22 protein-coding genes are annotated in these 17,897 nt (G+C 39.7%); 5 read left to right on the top strand and 17 right to left on the bottom strand.

Annotated features, from left to right (window positions below; translation table 11 throughout):
* Positions 1-70: 70 nt before the first annotated feature.
* From rpoH to ftsY, 4 genes are all read right to left on the bottom strand, one after another.
* On the bottom strand, positions 71-931 hold the full coding sequence (gene rpoH, locus PVK63_RS17665; RefSeq protein WP_130049227.1) for an RNA polymerase sigma factor RpoH: 861 nt from the start codon (positions 929-931) through the stop codon (positions 71-73).
* Positions 932-1,168: 237 nt separating this feature from the next.
* Positions 1,169-2,122: a permease-like cell division protein FtsX gene (ftsX, locus tag PVK63_RS17660; protein ID WP_130087932.1), complete on the bottom strand. Its 954-nt coding sequence runs from the start codon at positions 2,120-2,122 to the stop codon at positions 1,169-1,171.
* Positions 2,115-2,783: a cell division ATP-binding protein FtsE gene (gene ftsE, locus PVK63_RS17655; protein WP_130045696.1), complete on the bottom strand. Its 669-nt coding sequence runs from the start codon at positions 2,781-2,783 to the stop codon at positions 2,115-2,117. Before ftsE ends, ftsX begins: the two co-directional genes overlap by 8 nt.
* 3 nt (positions 2,784-2,786) lie before the next feature.
* Positions 2,787-4,055, bottom strand: a complete 1,269-nt coding sequence (gene ftsY, locus PVK63_RS17650) for a signal recognition particle-docking protein FtsY (protein ID WP_130087933.1) — start codon at positions 4,053-4,055, stop codon at positions 2,787-2,789.
* A 70-nt stretch (positions 4,056-4,125) separates the two neighbouring features.
* On the opposite strand from ftsY, the gene rsmD reads away from it, so the two are divergent.
* From rsmD to PVK63_RS17635, 3 genes are all read left to right on the top strand, one after another.
* Complete coding sequence (gene rsmD, locus PVK63_RS17645; RefSeq protein ID WP_130045694.1) at positions 4,126-4,728, top strand: 16S rRNA (guanine(966)-N(2))-methyltransferase RsmD; 603 nt, start codon at positions 4,126-4,128, stop codon at positions 4,726-4,728.
* Positions 4,729-5,001 (top strand): DUF1145 domain-containing protein, encoded by a 273-nt coding sequence (locus PVK63_RS17640; RefSeq protein ID WP_130045693.1) that lies wholly within the window; start codon positions 4,729-4,731, stop codon positions 4,999-5,001.
* A 132-nt stretch (positions 5,002-5,133) separates the two neighbouring features.
* Positions 5,134-5,727: a YhgN family NAAT transporter gene (locus PVK63_RS17635; RefSeq protein WP_130045692.1), complete on the top strand. Its 594-nt coding sequence runs from the start codon at positions 5,134-5,136 to the stop codon at positions 5,725-5,727.
* A 75-nt stretch (positions 5,728-5,802) separates the two neighbouring features.
* On the opposite strand, the gene PVK63_RS17630 is transcribed toward PVK63_RS17635, so the two are convergent.
* Positions 5,803-6,045: a YecH family metal-binding protein gene (locus PVK63_RS17630; protein WP_130045691.1), complete on the bottom strand. Its 243-nt coding sequence runs from the start codon at positions 6,043-6,045 to the stop codon at positions 5,803-5,805.
* Positions 6,046-6,891: 846 nt separating this feature from the next.
* On the bottom strand, positions 6,892-7,257 hold the full coding sequence (locus tag PVK63_RS17625) for a DUF4145 domain-containing protein (protein ID WP_130045690.1): 366 nt from the start codon (positions 7,255-7,257) through the stop codon (positions 6,892-6,894).
* Between the two features lie 322 nt (positions 7,258-7,579).
* On the opposite strand from PVK63_RS17625, the gene PVK63_RS17620 reads away from it, so the two are divergent.
* Complete coding sequence (locus PVK63_RS17620) at positions 7,580-7,912, top strand: DUF2500 domain-containing protein (RefSeq protein ID WP_065623372.1); 333 nt, start codon at positions 7,580-7,582, stop codon at positions 7,910-7,912.
* A gap of 15 nt (positions 7,913-7,927) precedes the next feature.
* On the top strand, positions 7,928-10,009 hold the full coding sequence (gene recG / locus PVK63_RS17615; RefSeq protein ID WP_130048560.1) for an ATP-dependent DNA helicase RecG: 2,082 nt from the start codon (positions 7,928-7,930) through the stop codon (positions 10,007-10,009).
* An 81-nt stretch (positions 10,010-10,090) separates the two neighbouring features.
* Here the strand turns inward: recG and nfuA are convergent, their stop codons facing one another.
* The 11 genes from nfuA to gspG form a co-directional block, all read right to left on the bottom strand.
* Complete coding sequence (gene nfuA / locus PVK63_RS17610) at positions 10,091-10,675, bottom strand: Fe-S biogenesis protein NfuA (protein WP_065623374.1); 585 nt, start codon at positions 10,673-10,675, stop codon at positions 10,091-10,093.
* Positions 10,676-10,825: 150 nt separating this feature from the next.
* Positions 10,826-11,644 carry a 3'(2'),5'-bisphosphate nucleotidase CysQ gene (cysQ, locus tag PVK63_RS17605; protein WP_065623375.1) on the bottom strand — a complete coding sequence of 273 codons (819 nt, stop codon included), beginning with the start codon at positions 11,642-11,644 and terminating at the stop codon, positions 10,826-10,828.
* A gap of 5 nt (positions 11,645-11,649) precedes the next feature.
* Positions 11,650-12,201: an ADP compounds hydrolase NudE gene (gene nudE / locus PVK63_RS17600; protein WP_130087934.1), complete on the bottom strand. Its 552-nt coding sequence runs from the start codon at positions 12,199-12,201 to the stop codon at positions 11,650-11,652.
* Between the two features lie 9 nt (positions 12,202-12,210).
* Entirely contained in the window at positions 12,211-12,972 is a 762-nt protein-coding gene (locus PVK63_RS17595; RefSeq protein ID WP_130087935.1) for a type II secretion system protein N, read from the bottom strand.
* Between the two features lie 2 nt (positions 12,973-12,974).
* Positions 12,975-13,460: a type II secretion system protein M gene (locus PVK63_RS17590; RefSeq protein ID WP_130045685.1), complete on the bottom strand. Its 486-nt coding sequence runs from the start codon at positions 13,458-13,460 to the stop codon at positions 12,975-12,977.
* Positions 13,460-14,725, bottom strand: coding sequence for a type II secretion system protein GspL (gene gspL, locus PVK63_RS17585; RefSeq protein ID WP_130087936.1), 1,266 nt, complete (start codon positions 14,723-14,725; stop codon positions 13,460-13,462). The genes PVK63_RS17590 and gspL overlap by 1 nt, the downstream gene beginning before the upstream one ends.
* Positions 14,694-15,734 (bottom strand): type II secretion system minor pseudopilin GspK, encoded by a 1,041-nt coding sequence (gene gspK, locus PVK63_RS17580; protein ID WP_130087964.1) that lies wholly within the window; start codon positions 15,732-15,734, stop codon positions 14,694-14,696. Before gspK ends, gspL begins: the two co-directional genes overlap by 32 nt.
* A complete protein-coding gene (gspJ, locus tag PVK63_RS17575) occupies positions 15,734-16,411 on the bottom strand; it encodes a type II secretion system minor pseudopilin GspJ (protein ID WP_130087937.1) in 678 nt (225 codons plus the stop codon). The genes gspK and gspJ overlap by 1 nt, the downstream gene beginning before the upstream one ends.
* Complete coding sequence (gene gspI / locus PVK63_RS17570; protein WP_130048566.1) at positions 16,398-16,775, bottom strand: type II secretion system minor pseudopilin GspI; 378 nt, start codon at positions 16,773-16,775, stop codon at positions 16,398-16,400. Before gspI ends, gspJ begins: the two co-directional genes overlap by 14 nt.
* On the bottom strand, positions 16,765-17,364 hold the full coding sequence (gene gspH, locus PVK63_RS17565) for a type II secretion system minor pseudopilin GspH (protein ID WP_130087965.1): 600 nt from the start codon (positions 17,362-17,364) through the stop codon (positions 16,765-16,767). The genes gspI and gspH overlap by 11 nt, the downstream gene beginning before the upstream one ends.
* A gap of 26 nt (positions 17,365-17,390) precedes the next feature.
* Positions 17,391-17,843 (bottom strand): type II secretion system major pseudopilin GspG, encoded by a 453-nt coding sequence (gene gspG / locus PVK63_RS17560; RefSeq protein ID WP_130045680.1) that lies wholly within the window; start codon positions 17,841-17,843, stop codon positions 17,391-17,393.
* Positions 17,844-17,897: the final 54 nt, after the last annotated feature.

Raw genomic sequence — 17,897 nt, 5'->3', positions numbered from 1 at the left:
ATTAAAAACAAAAAAGGCTGACCCCCAAAGAGATCAGCCTTCTATTTGATTCTTATTCTATGCTTATTAACTAAAGAACATCACCAACCGCATCTTTTAGTTTTTTCATCGCATTTTTTTCAAGTTGACGGATACGTTCAGCAGAAACTTGGTAAGTATCAGCCAATTCTTGTAATGTCACTTTCTCATCAGCTAACCAACGAGATTGCACGATATGTTGACTGCGATCGTCTAATGTTGCAATGGCATTTGCTAAACGATTATTGGTGTAATCTTCCCAATTATCTTCTTCTAAAGAATAAGCCACGTCAGATTGTTTATCTTCTAAGTAATAAACAGGTGCCGTGAAAGCCATATCACGGTCATCATCTTCTGCTGGTGCCTCAAACGTTGAATCTTGCGCTGCAAGTCGAGACTCCATTTCTCTCACTTCAGAAGGAGATACTCCAAGATCTTTTGCAACCGCTTCAACTTCACCGTTATTAAACCAGCCAAGGCGTTTTTTATTCTTTCTTAAGTTAAAAAACAGTTTACGCTGCGCTTTAGTCGTTGCTACTTTCACAATACGCCAGTTTCTTAGTACGTATTCATGAATTTCAGCTTTAATCCAATGCACAGCAAAGGAAACCAAACGAACACCCACTTCAGGGTTGAAACGTTTTACTGCTTTCATAAGACCGACATTACCTTCTTGGATAAGATCCGCTAAAGGCAAGCCATAACCAGAATAACCACGAGCAACATGCACGACGAAACGAAGATGAGATAAAATAAGCTCTTTCGCTGCTTCTATTTCTTCTTTGTAGTGTAAACGCTCGGCCAGTTCACGCTCTTCTGTCACTGTTAGCATCGGATAACTATTAACAGAACGCAGATAACTATCAATGCTATCTTGTGAAACGGCTGCCATTGAATACATCTCTTTCGACATTCAAATCCCCATTTATTTCTTGGTATTACTTAACTTAACCTTGCAATAATGTACTTAAAATAAGCAGACTGCAAGTGAAAGGCGGAGAATTATCCACACTTTATGGACTCACTTCTGTTAACTAAGTTCACTTTTTAACAAAAAAAACACAAAAAAACCGTTAATTCAAAGAATTAACGGTTTCGTAAGATCGTGATCAGATAAATGATCGTTCTAGGTTATTTGTGCATATAAACGCTATACCGGCTCAATTTCTTTTAAATGACGTAATACTGAAATACGCGCAGCAAATAAACCTAAAAAGGACGATAACATCAGTAATAACAAACTTTCATCCCATGTCAGTCCAACTAATCTAAATACACTTTCATATAATACCGCAACATTATCTACGGCCCCATTCAGCGTAACGGTAATGATGGCAGTAAATAGCCAAGCAATAAATCCACCCAATAATCCAAACCACATACCCGTATATAAATATGGACGTAAGATAAAAGTATTGGTAGCACCAACCAATTTCATTACTTGGATTTCATCTTTCTGCTCTAGCACATTAAAACGTAGCGTATTACCCACAATCAAGAAAACAGCGACAAACATAAGGATAGCGAGTGTTGTTGCAACGACTACAGCGACATGTTTAATCGCCTCTAATCGAACTAGCCAATCATCATCTAAACGTACTTCATTCACATACGACTGTTGCTTAAGGCGATTCACCAATTGATTTACTTTATCCTTATCTTGCCAATCACTCTTAGGAGAGACAATTAACACTGCAGGAAGCGGATTGCTATCAAGTAAAGTAAGTGCTTGCTCGAAGCCAGATTGCTCACTGAGTTCTTTTAATCCCTCTTGTGGAGAGATGTAGTTAACCGCCTCAACTTCTTTCCAGCCTTCAAGTTCACTTTTTAAATCTTGAACTTTAGACTCAGCAACTTCTTGTTGTAGGTACAAACTGACTTGTGAAGGCGCTTGCCATTTAGAAGCGACTATCGTTAAGTTTTTACCGACTAAATACATGCTGGATGGTAACGTCAATGACATTGCTATCACAGCAAGCGTTAATAAATTACCTAAAGGGCGACGTAATAACTCTTGAAAAGAAAGTTTAGCTTGTTTTTTGTGTGTCGCCCAAAAACCATCATTAGATGCTCCTTGGGTGTTTTTAGGTTTATGTTTAGCCATGATCTGCTACCTCACGCAAACAACCTTGATGTAAATCGAAGCGACGATATTTATTACCACCAATAAGAGATAAATCGTGAGATGCCATTAATACGCTAACACCAACACGGTTAAACTCTGCAAACAAGTTAAATACTTGACGAGACAACTGAGGATCTAAATTACCTGTTGGCTCATCGGCCAAAAGTAGCATTGGTTTATTTACCACGGCTCTAGCGATACCTACGCGTTGCTGCTCACCACCCGACAATTGCATCGGGTAACTTTTGGCTTTATCTAACAGACCTGTTTTATCCAACGCTGCAGAAACTCGGCGTTTAATGTCATTTTCACGCACTGACTCCACGCGCATTGGTAATGCTACGTTGTCAAAGATCGTTCTATTCATCAATAATTTATGGTCTTGGAATACAATACCAATATTACGACGTAAAAAAGGAATGTCTTGATTTGAAATTTTAGTAATGTCATGACCATTAAATAAAATTTTGCCATCACTTGGACGCTCAATAGCACAGATCAATTTCAGCAAGGTACTTTTACCCGCACCAGAATGACCACTTAAAAAAGCCATTTCACCTCGATTAAGATGAAAGTTTACTTTTTGTAATGCTGGACGACCGCCACGGTAGGCTTTCGACACTTGCTGAAATCGAATCACGCGTTATTCCTCACGACTAAATAATGCATCAATAAAATCTTGCGCCACAAATGGACGTAAATCATCAATTCCTTCCCCAACACCGATATAACGAATTGGGATTTGAAATTGGTCGGCAATAGAGAAGATAACCCCACCTTTTGCTGTGCCATCTAATTTCGTCAATGTAATCCCCGTTACTGGAGCAACATCGCTGAATAGTTTTGCTTGGCTAATGGCATTTTGCCCAGTACCGGCATCAAGCGTTAACATCACTTCATGTGGTGCCGTTGGGTCTATCTTCTGCATTACTCTCACAATTTTACGCAATTCTTCCATTAAATTGCTCTTATTTTGGAGACGACCTGCAGTATCAGCAATCACCACATCCACCTTACGTGCTTTTGCTGCTTCAATCGCATCATAAATCACTGACGCACTATCCGCTCCAGTGTGTTGTGCGATTACAGGCACATCGTTACGTTGGCCCCATACTTGAAGTTGTTCAACCGCCGCAGCACGGAACGTATCACCAGCGGCTAAAATCACTGACTTACCTTCACTTTGGAACTGTTTTGCTAACTTACCAATGGTCGTTGTTTTACCAACACCATTTACACCCACCATTAAAATAACGTGTGGCATATTTTTCTCATTAATTTCTAACGGTTGTTCCACTTTCGCTAGAATTTCTGACATTTCTTCTTTTAATAAGCCATATAGCGCTTCACCATCTTTCAGGTCTCGCTTACTGGCTTTCTCAGTTAAACTGTCAATGATCTTAACTGTTGTATCCATTCCTACATCAGCAATCAGTAGCTGTTCTTCTAACTCTTCAAACAGCTCTTCATCTATTTTTTTACCGCTGAATAACCCAAAGAAACCCGCACCAATATTCTCTTTTGTACGTTGTAAGCTACGCTTTAAACGAGCAAAGAAACTTTCTGTTGGTTTTTCTTGAACTTCTTCCACGGTCACTTCAACTGCAGGCTCTGGATTTACCAGCTCCATTTCTGTAATTAGTGACTCTGTTGCACTCTTTTCGCTTTCTTCAACTGAAGCTTTATTTTCTTCTTTATTTTCTTCAACTGAAAGCGCTTCAGTCTCTTTAGACTGTTCAAGTTGTGCGTCTTCCACTACACTCTCAACAATACTGTCTTCTTGAGACGGTGTTTGAGATAAAGTATCAGTGCCTTCTTCTGCTGATTGTTGCTCTATTGTTGGTTGTTCGGCTTTTTCTTCATCACCAAAACCTAACCAAGACAATAATCCGCGTTTCTTTTTGCCTGTCATTGGGAAATCCTAGAATTAAATTGGTACAATTTTCTCGTATACTATCACTTTCTGAGCGGTCACAATATCTATGCTTAAACGTAAACAACACTCATCTCGCACTTCTGGCACAAATGGTCGCTCTGGAAGCATTCGTATTATCAGCGGACGCTGGCGTGGACGCAAACTTCCTGTGCATGATGCTGAAGGATTAAGACCAACAACAGACCGAATAAAAGAGACGGTTTTTAATTGGTTAGCGCCAGATATTCCTCGCGCTCGTTGTTTAGACCTATTTTCTGGCAGTGGCGGTTTAGGCTTTGAAGCGGCTTCTCGTGGTGCGGAAGCTGTCGTCATGCTTGAACTAAATAAACAAGCTTACTCCCAATTAAAACAAAACGCGGAAAGTTTAAAAGCCGATAATATCGAGATTCATCATACCGATGCTCTCACTTTTTTAGATAAAACGGCAACCCCCTTTGATGTGGTTTTTATCGATCCTCCTTTTAGAAAAGATTTATTAGAAACAACGTTAACAAAATTAGAAAATAATGGATGGTTAGCGAAAAACGCCATGATATATATTGAAGCAGAAAAAGAACTCAGTGCCTTGCCGGTTCCTGCTCATTGGCATTTACATCGTGATAAAACCGCAGGGCAAGTTACCTTTAAATTGTATGAGAGAGAAGAATAGATGAAAGGATTGATCATTCTAGCCAAAATCGCTATTGGGTTTGTTTGGCTAATGCTATTACTTAACTTATTTATGCCCTTTCCAGGAACTGGAGCGATTGCGCTTTATATTCTGACTGCGTTTTTATTTATGATGCACGGATTACAAATGCTAATTTTCATTGGCGCATTTGGGGATAAAATATCAATGAGTCGATGGGAGAAGTGGTCCATTCTTATCTTTGGTGTTTTTGCCTTACTGGATATCAGAAAAAAACACATGATGGATAAATAATTTATCATTCATTAAAGGAGTACATGTTGCTCCTTTTTTACGCATTAATGTCACGCTTCTCCCCCATCTCAAATAAATATATATGTTATGATCTTACCCTACTTTTTATGATTTAAATTTTGGTACTCATTTATGGAAACTCTTTCCGCAGCCGTCATGCTTTTTTTGATCATGGATCCAATGGGTAACTTACCTGTCTTTACCTCTATTCTTAAACACGTAGAAAAGAAAAGAAGACGTATTATTTTAATTCGAGAGCTTCTTATTGCTCTTGCGATCATGATGTCTTTTCTCTACATGGGAGAGCAGATCTTAAATTTTCTAAGCTTAAAAAAAGAAGCAGTATCTATCTCTGGAGCGATTATTTTATTCTTAATCGGTTTAAAAATGATCTTTCCACCAGAGGGAGGGTTAGGCGCTAGCTTAGGGGCGGGGGATGAACCACTAATTGTGCCATTAGCCATTCCTATGATTGCAGGGCCATCAATTCTAGCCACATTATTATTACTTGCTCATCAAGAACCTGATCGAATGCTTGATTGGAGCTTGGCATTATTAGGCGCTTGGTCCTTAACTACCGTTATTTTAATGTTCTCAGAGCTATTCCAACGTATCGTCGGCGAAAAAGGCCTAGCTGCCATTGAAAGACTAATGGGAATGCTATTACTGATGATTTCAGTACAAATGTTCTTAGATGGCATTACAAGCTATTTTACTCATATCTAGAGACGCTATTTACTTATAAAAAAGGTCGCATTTATATGCGACCTTTTTGTTTTCATGTACTAAAGCTTGTTGCCTTTAGTGATGACAAATACGTTCTGGATTTGCCGTTAACCCAGAATCCAACTCTACAATTTTCTTTTTAGATAAAAGAAAATCAAGCAACTCAGTTAATGTTAGTCCTTGCTGACTGCACGTATGAAAACACACCTCACTACCAAACTCACTTTCAATCATCCCCTCTAACTGCAAACGAGAAAGCGGTTTTTCCGCACTCAATAAGAGGTTTAGTACTGTATGACCGTGAATATCTTGTTTCATGATTAACCTTAATACGTTAGATACAAATAATAGAATAGCAAAAACAGAAAAAGACTACCATTTACCTCTTTCCCCCTCCCTGCTGAACTACAGAATTACTTTACTATAAGGGCTTATCTCCCTCATACGCAGACTCAAATCACCAAAACGTCAACTAAGCTAAATAACGCTTAATTAGTCAACAGTTAAAAAACACAAAAAAACACAACTTACCTACTAATAACAATGAGTTATATAGGCTTAGATTATAATACCAAAATTAATGATGAAAAAAACACCTCATCGTAAAAGTAGGTTTAATCAAAATTATCAAACTCAAACAGGTTAGTAACATCAATATCAATAACAACCCCACCATATAGACTCTACAAAAAACAGAAAACAAGAGGTAGGGCAACATCAAGAAGATAAGCCAAGAAATAAGAACAAAAATAGATGCTCAATAAACAAACCATAAAAAAGACAATATTAACGATACAAATCAAGTGCTTATGTTGATTTTACATTTAAAACACACAAAAAATCATAATATCAACAGATAAAAACACACCTAAACAAGCGACCAAACTACTACTTTTGTCATAGAAAAGTTATTTTTTTAGGCTTTTGAGCAATATGCACTTGATCAACAACCAAAAACAGTGTTATTCTATTTGTCAAGCAATGATAGAAGACATTAAAGGAGCATAGTAATGATTACTTCATCGCAAAAACAAGGACTTATGATGATCGCAGTAGTTGTTGGACTAATGACCCTGCCAATGATGTACTAATATACATTCAAATAAGTTTATATAAAAAAACGGACGCATTTGCGTCCGTTTTTTTATGTCTGAAATAAATACCTCAAAACAAATGCTTTATATTATCCCAATGAATCAAATAGATAGCTAATGAAGCCAGCGTCGAAAGCAGTACAATACCGACAACGAGTTTCCATAAAAAACGACTCGCTCTAGGCGTTAAAATATCAGTCATTTCTTTACAGGTCTCTTTGAACCCCGATTTATCCTCTAACTTATACCCTTCTTCATGCACAACTTTATTTCTCATTGTTGCAATAAAGCGTAATCGACCAATCACCTCATGAGGTAAACGCTCCTCACAACTGGTAATAAGCTGATGAAGTCCTTTTCCTTCGGCGTGATAGTGTGTCCTTAATAAAGACTCAATTTTTCGACTTTGTTTTACAACAAGATCAATCTCAGACATACAATTCTCCTAATCCTTTACTTTGAATTTCTTGATTTCCTTTATACCACTCTAAAATCCGTTTCTCTTTCTGATCGTTGAGATTAATTCTTTCTATTTGGCACACACTCATCTTTTAATACTTTTCTCATCAAATAATAGGAGATCTTTAATCAATAGTATTCGAGCCAGATCTCAGTTCCTATCACATTTCATTCTGGAGTAAACAATATATATAAAATAACCGGAAAATCCGCACAAACTGGGAAAATACTCCTTATCTATCTTAATAAAAAAGTTAAAATAACCACGGCTCTATTTACTCGCACGTTTAAGGAAAATCATGCCTGCCATTTATATTGTTCTGTTGTTCATCTTTATTTTAGTTGCCGCACTCTTATTCCAACGATTTCAAACTAAGTTTATCTTGGGTGATAACGCTCCTGAAATGAAAACAGAAGTCACCATTCTGGATAAACAAATCGTAGAAATACCCGATGCACAGCAAGGAGAAGAAGATCAAGAATTCTGGATTTACGTTCAAAAAGGAAAATTTGGCCCCAAAAGAGAATTTGAAGTTGGTGTTCACTATTTTCATGCTCTAAACCCAGGAGATAAAGGTATAATGACCTATCAAGGGCGTAAATTTCATCACTTTGCTTTAAAGCGAGATTAATCTAGGGACCTCATTATGACCAACGCAATGCTTTCTGCTATTCCATTAACCTCTCTTTCTGGTGTTGGAGCCAAGGTAGCAGAAAAGCTCGAAAAAATTGGGTTGGTCAGCATTCAAGATTTACTTTTCCACCTTCCTCTTCGTTATGAAGACAGAACCCGTGTTTATCCAATGGCTCGTGTTCATTCTGGTTTATTTGCCGCCGTTCAAGGCAAGGTTATGTCTTGTGATATGCAATTTGGCAAACGTAAAATGCTATTGGTTAAAATTAGCGATGGTAATGGCACTATTACACTGCGATTTTTTAATTTCAATGCGGGAATAAAAAACAGCTTTAGTGAAGGAAAAGTGGTTCATGCCTATGGTGAAATTAAACGTGGCGGAAGTGGTTTAGAGATCGTTCATCCTGAATATCAATTCCATACTCCTTCTAAATCTTTGGATATAGAAGCCACGCTAACACCTGTCTATTCAACCACCGATGGTTTGCGCCAAAACACGCTACGTAGCTTGACCGACCAAGCATTAGAATTGCTAGATAAAGCCGCTGTTACTGAATTACTACCCCAAGGTTTGTATAACAACCAAATTACACTCAACCAAGCTTTGCATATTATTCATCGCCCTGATCCTTCAATTAATCTTGACGCATTTGATGAAGGAAAACACCCAGCACAACAACGATTGATCATAGAAGAACTATTGGCTCAAAACCTATCCATGCTTTCAGTGCGTAGTAAAGGCCAGCAAGAAGACGCACTACCATTAGCAACAGTGACGAATTTAAAACAGAAACTATTAGATCAATTACCATTTACGCCAACAGGAGCCCAACAACGGGTTGTAGCAGAAATAGAGCAGGATCTGGCTAAGCCTCACCCTATGATGCGATTGGTTCAAGGGGATGTGGGTTCAGGTAAAACCTTAGTTGCCGCACTCGCAGCCGTACAAGCGATTGAGCATGGTTATCAAGTGGTGCTAATGGCCCCTACCGAATTATTAGCAGAGCAGCACGCAGTAAACTTTGGCAATTGGTTTGAAAGTATGGGCATCCCCGTTGGCTGGTTAGCTGGCAAATTAACAGGTAAAGCAAAAGAGAAAGAATTAGCTCGCATTGCTAATGGTGAAGCGAAAATGATAGTGGGCACTCACGCACTTTTTCAACAGCACGTTGAGTTTCATCACCTTGCTTTAGTCATTATTGATGAACAACACCGCTTTGGTGTTGATCAACGTTTAGAGCTACGTGAGAAAGGTGAAAAAAATGGCGCCTATCCGCATCAGCTGATCATGACAGCAACGCCTATTCCTAGAACCTTAGCTATGACGGCGTATGCAGATCTAGAGACATCAGTAATTGATGAACTTCCGCCTGGTCGCACACCAATTCAAACCATCGCTTTACCAGACACAAGACGCGACGAAATCGTGAATAAAGTAAGAAATGCCTGCATAAATGATGGCCGACAAGCCTACTGGGTGTGTACCCTTATTGATGACTCTGAAGTTCTAGAAGCCCAAGCCGCCTCTGATACGGCTGAAGCATTACGATTACAGTTACCTGAACTGAATATTGGTTTAGTTCATGGTCGAATGAAATCAAAAGAAAAACAACAAATCATGCAGGAGTTTAAAGAAGGGAAACTGCACTTGTTAGTGGCCACTACGGTTATTGAAGTCGGGGTTGATGTACCTAACTCAAGCTTAATGATTATCGAAAATCCTGAACGTCTTGGTTTGGCACAATTGCACCAATTGCGTGGCCGAGTTGGTCGAGGCTCTGTGGCTAGCCATTGTGTTTTACTCTACCACTCTCCACTATCTAAAACCGCTCAGAAACGTCTGAGTGTTTTGCGTGAAAGTAATGATGGCTTTGTAATTGCTCAGCGAGATTTAGAGATCCGAGGCCCAGGTGAATTACTCGGAACCAAACAGACCGGATTGGCTGATTTTAAAATTGCAGATTTAGTGCGAGATCAGCATTTAATTCCTGAAGTACAACGTATTGCACGCCACCTACATGATAGCTACCCAAAAAATGCTAAAGCCATTATTTTGCGTTGGTTAGGTGAGCGAGATATCTACTCAAATGCATAAATAGTCTTATTCTCATAAATAACAGACACAAAAAAGGTGAGTATCTACTCACCTTTTTAACTCATGGGTTAAGCTAAACTCTTAGTAATAAGAGTGCTCACCACGATCATGCTCAGTTAAATCTTTAACTGCGGTTAGTTCACCTTCAAATTGAACCAACAATTCTTTTTCGATGCCTTCTTTTAGTGTCACATCAACCATTGAGCAACCATTACAGCCACCACCAAATTGAACGATTGCAACACCTGCATCAGTAATTTCCATCAAGCTTACGTGACCACCATGGCCAGCAAGTTGTGGGTTAACTTGAGTTTGAATTGCATACTCTACACGTTCAAATAAAGGCGCATCATCATTTACTTTACGCATTTTTGCGTTTGGTGCTTTCAGAGTTAATTGAGAGCCCATCTTGTCAGTAACATAATCGATGTCAGCATCTTCAAGGAAAGGTAAGCTTAACTCATCAACATACGCTGATAATTTTTCAAACTTCAGCTCAGTATCATTCGCTTCGATTGCTTCAGGTGGACAGTAAGATACGCCACACTCTGCGTTTTGAGTACCCGGATTAACCACGAATACACGGATGTTTGTCCCTTCTGGCTGTTGTGCTAGAAGTTTTGCAAAATGCTCTTGGGCACTTTCAGTAATATTGATTGAAGACACAAGTAATACCTGACTAAATTAGTATGATTAAGGATTGTACTCTGAAACACAATTTTTTTCGAGCAGAATTCTGTTCAAGTCACATAGTTTTCGAGTTACATTCTGACATTATAACAAGCTTAATAATTTATTTATCAAGAGTAGATCTTATTATTTGCACGTTAAAATTTGATCCCACGGCAAATTTTCATCGCCTAATACGATAAAGTTAGGATTCTCTAGCGACTCCCTTTCATTATAAGAAAGAGGGACTAGTTCGGTTGATAATATACGACCACCCGCTTCTTGAACAATACACTGTGTCGCCGCTGTATCCCACTCTCCGGTTGGGCCTAAACGTAAATAACAATCCACTGCGCCTTCAGCAACCAAGCAAGCTTTTAATGCTGCAGAGCCTAAAGGCACTAAATCATAATTCCACTCAGCACTCATACAACGAGTAATATTATTAATGTTCTGACGGCGACTTATCGCGATGGCTATGGGTTGCTTTTCTTCTTCATGCTTTAGGGTGCTGATACGAATGCTTTCATCCATATCTGGAATTTTCCATGCCCCTTTGCCTTCATAAGCATAGTAAGTCACGCCAGAAACAGGGCCATATACGACTCCCATCACTGGGCGATTATTTTCAACTAAAGCAATAATAGTGGCAAAGTCGCCACTGCGAGCAATAAATTCTTGCGTGCCATCCAGTGGATCTACCAACCAATAGCGATCCCATTGCGCTCGTTGTTCTAGCGCAATGTCAGCATCTTCCTCTGACAGAATTGGGATCTCTGGAGTCAGTTGAGAGAGCTTTTCTATAATTAATTTATGCGCAGCTAAATCAGCACTGGTTACAGGTGTTTGATCCGATTTAGTAAACTCTTCAAAATCACCTTTCTCATAGATATCGAGAATAAGTTGCCCTGATGCACGTGCAATATTGATCACTTCAGGAAGTAGATGTGAAAGTGTTAAATCCATCAATATTACTCCTTAGATAAAAATTGTTGAGCAAGCAAGAGTGCACTAATGCTTCTTGCTTCTGAAAAATCCAAATGATGTAGCAACTCAGAAGCTTGAGCTAAAGGCCAACGAACGATGTCTAACGGCTCTGGCTCATCGCCTTCTAACTGTTCAGGGTAAAGACCTTGGGCAACAAAAAGAGTCATTTTGCTTGAGAAATAAGAAGGCGCAAGAACCAGTTCTTTTAATGGTGTTAATGTTTTAGCACCAAACCCAATTTCTTCTTTTAACTCTCGGTTTGCCGCTTCTGATGGTGTTTCACCTGGATCAATAAGTCCTTTGGGAAAACCTAACTCATAGCTTTCTGTGCCTACTGCATATTCTCTGACTAATAACAGATCACCTTGTTCAGTAATAGGCACCATCATCACAGCATGACGACCACTTGGTTTCATTCTTTCATAGGTACGCTCCACTCCGTTAGAAAAGCGTAAATCCACCGATTCAATACAAAACAACTTTGATTGTGCTTCAACGCGTTTATCTAAAATTGTCGGCAATTGTTTTTTAGCCATTGTATTTCCTTACAGACGTCCTGAATAAGTCACTCTATATTGCCCTTTTGAATCTGGCTTGCCTAGCCATTTAAGTTGGCTTCTTAAACTAGATGGGAAGCTGGCTTCAGGTTTGAACCACCCATTAACCTGATAAGAACGATTTGGGTTCAACACAACATCAAACTCGCTGCCCACATCTTCTGATGATTGTTTACTGCTCAAGCTCACCTTGTTATCAACACAAGTGACATCAGCAATCGCTGTATTTGGGTCAATATTCCCTAATGGGGAGATTATCTTACCTGCTGACCAAACCACTTCACCCGTAGCTTGTTTACACCAAGGTTGTCCTTGTTGAAAATAACTAATGCTAATTTCTGCTTGCCCTTGTAAAGACACCGGTAACGCCATCGGCACTTGATTCATAATGCTAGCGACAGGAAGTGAGACCACCATGTTTTCAGCATAAGCCCCTTTTGATACGCTATAACCAACCGTTCCTTTACCACGTAACTCTAACTCACTACCACGACCAAAACGTACTGAAAATACCGCATGGCCCTTTAATATCGCCATAGGGTCAATCTGCCATTGCAGTTGACCATAGTTCACTCGTTGCCATGACAGTGAATCAACCTGTCCTTTCCATGGCGTACCAGATAAACCAACCAACGCTAACCCTCTTACCTTTGGGGCTTGCTCAACAACCCACTGAATAGGCATGTGCAGTAATGCACTAAAAGTAAAAAAGGTAGAGAAGACCGTTGCGATTAATAATTTAAACTTCATGATCACTCTCTACTTAATTGAAGGCGATTTACTTCAACCATGCCTTCAACATCGGTTTTATTTAAATCTAAAAATTGAACGTGAATACCTTGAGTATCTCTCAGATAGGCAAGCCAATTAATTAATGAATTAAAGGGCAGAGGCTTTACCCACACTTGCATTTGCTCACCGCGAGGTTGCATACGGACCAATTCAATTTTAAATTGACGAGTGCTGCTTGGGATCACTTGATTCATCGGTTGATTCGCTACTTGCGAACCTTTTGATGATCCGCCTCTTAAGGTCACAATCGTGTCCGCTTTCTTCTGTACCCAAGTTAACAAACTGCGTTCACTGTTAATGCGATTCTGTGCTAGATCTGCTCTATCGTTTAGGGGTTTAATGCCACCCCAATAAATAGCAGCAATAATTAACGCAACACTACCACCACTAACTAGCATTCGCTCTCTTGGTGAAATACTTTGCCACCATGTCATAAAGGCTTTCATTATTTTCTCCTAATAACAATCGCACCAAAGACTTGGTCTTGGTTTTTATTAAGTTGACCCTGTTCAACCTCAAATTGTCCACTTAACTCTGACGTTAGTTTTTCAAAGTAAGGAAAATCTGACGCACTGGCTTGCAGTCGCAACTCATCTCGTTTGCCATCAAATTTTAAACTCTGTAATTTCACTTGAGGCACTTTTGCTAAATATGGCGCAAGCTCTGACATCCAAGTCAGTAAATCGTCACCACCTGAGCCACCTTGCAAGCGCGCTTCTTCATTTTTCATTTGAGACTTTAAGTAGCTCATTGTTGGGATCTTGCGTTTTCCTGGGAATACATCTCTAAAGATTCGTTCACTCTCAGCTCTCAACGCAATACTGTGTTGTTCTAATTTTTGAACTTCAGCAATGTGTTGAGCCACAAAAACCACCATAACCAAACCAAAAGCCAAGATGACTTTTTGCCATACACGCCAATGCTTTCGCCATGACGATTGAGGGCGATATTTACCACTTAACACATTCACTTTAGAAGCAAGCGCTCCCTCAGCCAATAATTGCATCACCAACTCAGGTGACTCTTTAATGTGTTTGGTATTCGCTACATCGATCTCACAAGGCGAATAGCTATGAAGCGTATAAGCCAATGAATCTTCATCCGACCCTTCTTCACTCGTTTCTTGCTCTTTGTCACCAATAGAGGATTTAGCGGCATCAGCAACGAGGCCATCCAATAACATCGGCAACCATTCTTGCTCAGCAATCGCGCCTTGATACTCACTAAAACGCAGTAACCATTGTTGATTAAACTCAACCATACTTGCGCCATCATGATGAAAAGGCAGAGCTAATACGTCAGGCAAGAAGCGTTTTGTGTAGATACCCGCTTCAGTTAATTGTTCTAACCACCGCTCCATTTTTTGATGTTCAACAATCGCAACCTGAGCGATTTTGTTAGTTTTCTGCAAGATAACAATGTGCAACTCATCCACATCTTGCGCTAAATCATCCTCAACAATAAAAGGGAGCATAGAGGAAAATTGTCGAGCTGCGCCTTCTGGTATTGCTACCTCACGCAATAATACATCGCTGCTGGGTAATAGTGCCGAAACGGTACGTTGATCGCTGTATTGCGATAACGAAGACAGTTCTTCCGCAGAGTTTAACTCTCCAGATGCTATCACTTCTTTATTTTCTGGTGACCAGACTATCCATTGAATGGGATCTGATGGCTGACTATTCAGCCTTATTATCAGATGTTCGCTCACTCATTCCTCCATACTGGCGACGGATAACGTTCACCACTTTTTTATCACTACTATGCAATAAAGAACGCACACGTACGCGCGAATCTTCTACTAATACTTGAGCATCTAACTCAAAAAACTGACTGTCTATCGATAAATACGCTTTTGCCTGCTTACGAGTATTGGCATCGACTTGACTTATTGGCCCTTCAGCTAAAAAATCATCAACACTACTCCAACCATCAAAAGGCCTGTTCTCTAATACTTCCCGAGCGTTATCTTCGCTTAATCCAGGAGAAAACAGAGCGACTAAAATATTGGCGTTTTCAGGAGCCACGGTATTTACATTCAAATAGAAATTACTGCTTGGTATTGCACATACTAAAGGTGAAACAGCCTCAACGACTTGAGCGGTTACCCCATTAATTGCTCGCAACTCACTAGCATCACCAATCCAACCGTTTGGCGCTAAATAAGCAGGCTTAAACGATTGATAAGTACTGTCTTCGACGCCTGAAATTGACTGTACCGTATCATTCTCATCCATGTATTCCCATGTCGAATCCGCAATGACTTCAGCAAGGTAATTTTCAACCTCTACCGATTCCAATAAATTCATCCATACTTTAACTAAAAATGGACGCTGAGATGGGTCGCTATTCGCTTTAACACTGCTCAATGCATTCAGATTAAAACAGGCTTGCTTATCTTTTACACCACCAAACGCTTCGCCATAATCCAGTGGATAAGTCGTTTCTTCCGTTGCCCACGCTTGGCTTAAATTAATGGTATCGCCATCTTTATAGGCCTCTTCAATACCCGCTTTTGCTAATGCTTCAACCCCAACAGAATACCAATAGGCCTGTTGATGGTTCACTTGATTTTGTGCTCGATGGAACTGAATAAACAAACGTTCTGACATTTGAGCCGCAATGGTCACCATAATCGCAAGCAACAACAAAACCACAATCAACGCAACACCTTGCTGTTTTCTTGAGTGATGAGCTAAATAGTTTCTTTTATTTCTCATCATGACTCACCTTTATCTTGCGATGTACTGTCATTTTGATTTGCGTTTTCTTCGGCTTTAAATCCTGAGGTTAAGTAGATTCGTTCGACATTACCATAATCTTTAAAGGTAATAATAACCTTAGTTGCTTTAGGTAATTGCTTCTTAACGTCCCATATTTTTAACCATTTATTACCATCATAAAATTCAAATTTAAGCGCTTCGACCCCATCAATTAATGGCGTAACCACCGGCTCTTGCCCTACAGGTGTGTCAGGATAACGCCACCACAAACGCTCAATGGTATTTTCAACTAGGCGATAGCCGACTTTGGTGATCTCACCACGAGGAAAAGCCTGTTGTGGGTTCTTCCATCCTAAACGAACGAATAAAATACCTTGAGATTCAGAGTCCAATAAATACTCATCCGCAGACAATAATTTATCTGACGCTTTTTCGCCATTGGTTCGAAATGGACGAGCTACTATTTGACGAAAATCGTTATCTAAAAAGACCAAGCTGCGTTGAAGTTGCTTAATACGCTCGCTTTTATCTAAAGATAATTCATTACTACGCTGAACTTGATTCACCACTTGATACGCTGAAAAGCTCAAGGTAGCAAAAACCGCAATGGCGACCATCACTTCAATCAACGTAAAGCCTTTAGTTAAAGAGCGGGAGGCATTATGGTGCAACATACGTTCGCACCGTGATTAATGGGGATTTTTGATCTTTATTGGTCGATACCGACACATCCACTGACTTTAAAATATCAGAGGTTGTTTTTACCGGAGATACCGTCCAATACCACGTTCGTCCAGCTAATTCTGTTTCCCCTTTTTTGGTCACTGTCGGTGGTTTATCTAACATCATCAGCGTCATTTGATTATCTACTACTATTCCCGCGAATGTTTTTTCTTCTAGGTAGCCTAAGGTATTAATATGCTGAGTCACTGACCGTAAAACACTCAAAGCAGCGGTCGCAAAAATAGCAAGTGCCACGAGTACTTCCAACAGAGTCATACCTTGCTTGGTTTTTCGTAAAGAAAAGTTACGCTTCATCTCGCTCATCTCCCGGTGCAAACAAATGGATCACACCAGATTCATCAACTTTTACTTCCCATGTTTTATCATCAAGATTACCGCGTTCATTTCCAGGAAACAAAGTCACGACAAAAGGCGTCACTTCTCCGCTCGATAACACCATCACTTGCGGTGGTATTGGCTTTTTATCTTCTTCGAGATCAGCAAACATCTCTTCATCAAACAAGGATCCCGGCTCAAATAAGCGATCATCATCAGCCCATGCTGAACCACCTAGCTCCATCTCAAATTCAACAGAGGTATCTTTCATTTTCACTTCGGTAAAAAAGCGGTTTTTCTCAAGAGGCTGCCAGCCATCTACCGTTAACGTCATAAAGCGATATTCTTGTCGCTCTTGGTTAAAGTAAATACCGTAATCCATCCCATTGAGCAAAGCATCTTCATTAAGAAGCTGAACTAACTGATAAAAACGTGAGGCTTGCTCTTCCATCTGGTCATCTTGACTATCAGGAAGGCTCATGATGACTGCCATCGAACTGACCGATAGCAATACCAATACCAACATAATTTCGATTAGGGTAAACCCAACCTCACGTTTTATCTTCATCATTATTCTTATCTAGCGCTTATGACTTATTGAAAGTCTTGCATGTTCCAGTTACCAATATCAGCATTGGCACCTTCACCGCCTTCTTGACCATCAGCACCTAATGAGAAGATATCAATTGTGCCGTTATCACCAGGGCTTAAGTATTGATACTCGTTACCCCATGGGTCATTTGGTAAACGACGAATATAACCATCTGCGCGGTAATTACGAGGTTCAGGGCTTGATGTAGGCTTAGTAACTAATGCTTCTAACCCTTGGTCTGTGGTTGGATAAACACTACTATCTAGCTTGTACATATCTAATGAATTTTCTAATGCCACGATATCAGTGATCGCTTTTTGTTGATCGGCCTTCTCTTTGTTACCAAGTAAATTTGGTACGACTAAACTGGCTAAAACACCAAGAATAACGATAACAACCATCACTTCTAATAGGGTGAAGCCACCTTGTTTACGTTGAGCTGAATTGACTTGCATGGAATGACTCCTGAGATTAAAAATCAATATATTAATAAGAAGAAAAAAGGATAG

Source organism: Aliivibrio sp. S2TY2, from assembly GCF_028765525.1.
GTDB classification, from domain to species: Bacteria; Pseudomonadota; Gammaproteobacteria; order Enterobacterales; family Vibrionaceae; genus Aliivibrio; species Aliivibrio finisterrensis_A.
The sequence above is the reverse complement of the archived record's forward strand: the minus strand, read 5'-3'. Positions and strand labels throughout refer to the sequence as shown.

Coding starts and splice junctions, on each gene's coding strand:
- recG (WP_130048560.1), top strand. CDS start 7,928: ATGACCAACGCAATGCTTTCTGCTATTCCATTAACCTCTCTTTCTGGT.
- gspK (WP_130087964.1), bottom strand. CDS start 15,734: ATGAGAAATAAAAGAAACTATTTAGCTCATCACTCAAGAAAACAGCAA.
- PVK63_RS17595 (WP_130087935.1), bottom strand. CDS start 12,972: ATGAAGTTTAAATTATTAATCGCAACGGTCTTCTCTACCTTTTTTACT.
- nudE (WP_130087934.1), bottom strand. CDS start 12,201: ATGGCTAAAAAACAATTGCCGACAATTTTAGATAAACGCGTTGAAGCA.
- ftsY (WP_130087933.1), bottom strand. CDS start 4,055: ATGACAGGCAAAAAGAAACGCGGATTATTGTCTTGGTTAGGTTTTGGT.
- rpoH (WP_130049227.1), bottom strand. CDS start 931: ATGTCGAAAGAGATGTATTCAATGGCAGCCGTTTCACAAGATAGCATT.
- gspG (WP_130045680.1), bottom strand. CDS start 17,843: ATGCAAGTCAATTCAGCTCAACGTAAACAAGGTGGCTTCACCCTATTA.
- PVK63_RS17590 (WP_130045685.1), bottom strand. CDS start 13,460: ATGAAAGCCTTTATGACATGGTGGCAAAGTATTTCACCAAGAGAGCGA.
- PVK63_RS17635 (WP_130045692.1), top strand. CDS start 5,134: ATGGAAACTCTTTCCGCAGCCGTCATGCTTTTTTTGATCATGGATCCA.
- rsmD (WP_130045694.1), top strand. CDS start 4,126: ATGCTTAAACGTAAACAACACTCATCTCGCACTTCTGGCACAAATGGT.
- cysQ (WP_065623375.1), bottom strand. CDS start 11,644: ATGGATTTAACACTTTCACATCTACTTCCTGAAGTGATCAATATTGCA.
- PVK63_RS17630 (WP_130045691.1), bottom strand. CDS start 6,045: ATGAAACAAGATATTCACGGTCATACAGTACTAAACCTCTTATTGAGT.
- PVK63_RS17620 (WP_065623372.1), top strand. CDS start 7,580: ATGCCTGCCATTTATATTGTTCTGTTGTTCATCTTTATTTTAGTTGCC.
- gspJ (WP_130087937.1), bottom strand. CDS start 16,411: ATGTTGCACCATAATGCCTCCCGCTCTTTAACTAAAGGCTTTACGTTG.
- PVK63_RS17625 (WP_130045690.1), bottom strand. CDS start 7,257: ATGTCTGAGATTGATCTTGTTGTAAAACAAAGTCGAAAAATTGAGTCT.
- gspH (WP_130087965.1), bottom strand. CDS start 17,364: ATGAAGATAAAACGTGAGGTTGGGTTTACCCTAATCGAAATTATGTTG.
- PVK63_RS17640 (WP_130045693.1), top strand. CDS start 4,729: ATGAAAGGATTGATCATTCTAGCCAAAATCGCTATTGGGTTTGTTTGG.
- gspI (WP_130048566.1), bottom strand. CDS start 16,775: ATGAAGCGTAACTTTTCTTTACGAAAAACCAAGCAAGGTATGACTCTG.
- ftsX (WP_130087932.1), bottom strand. CDS start 2,122: ATGGCTAAACATAAACCTAAAAACACCCAAGGAGCATCTAATGATGGT.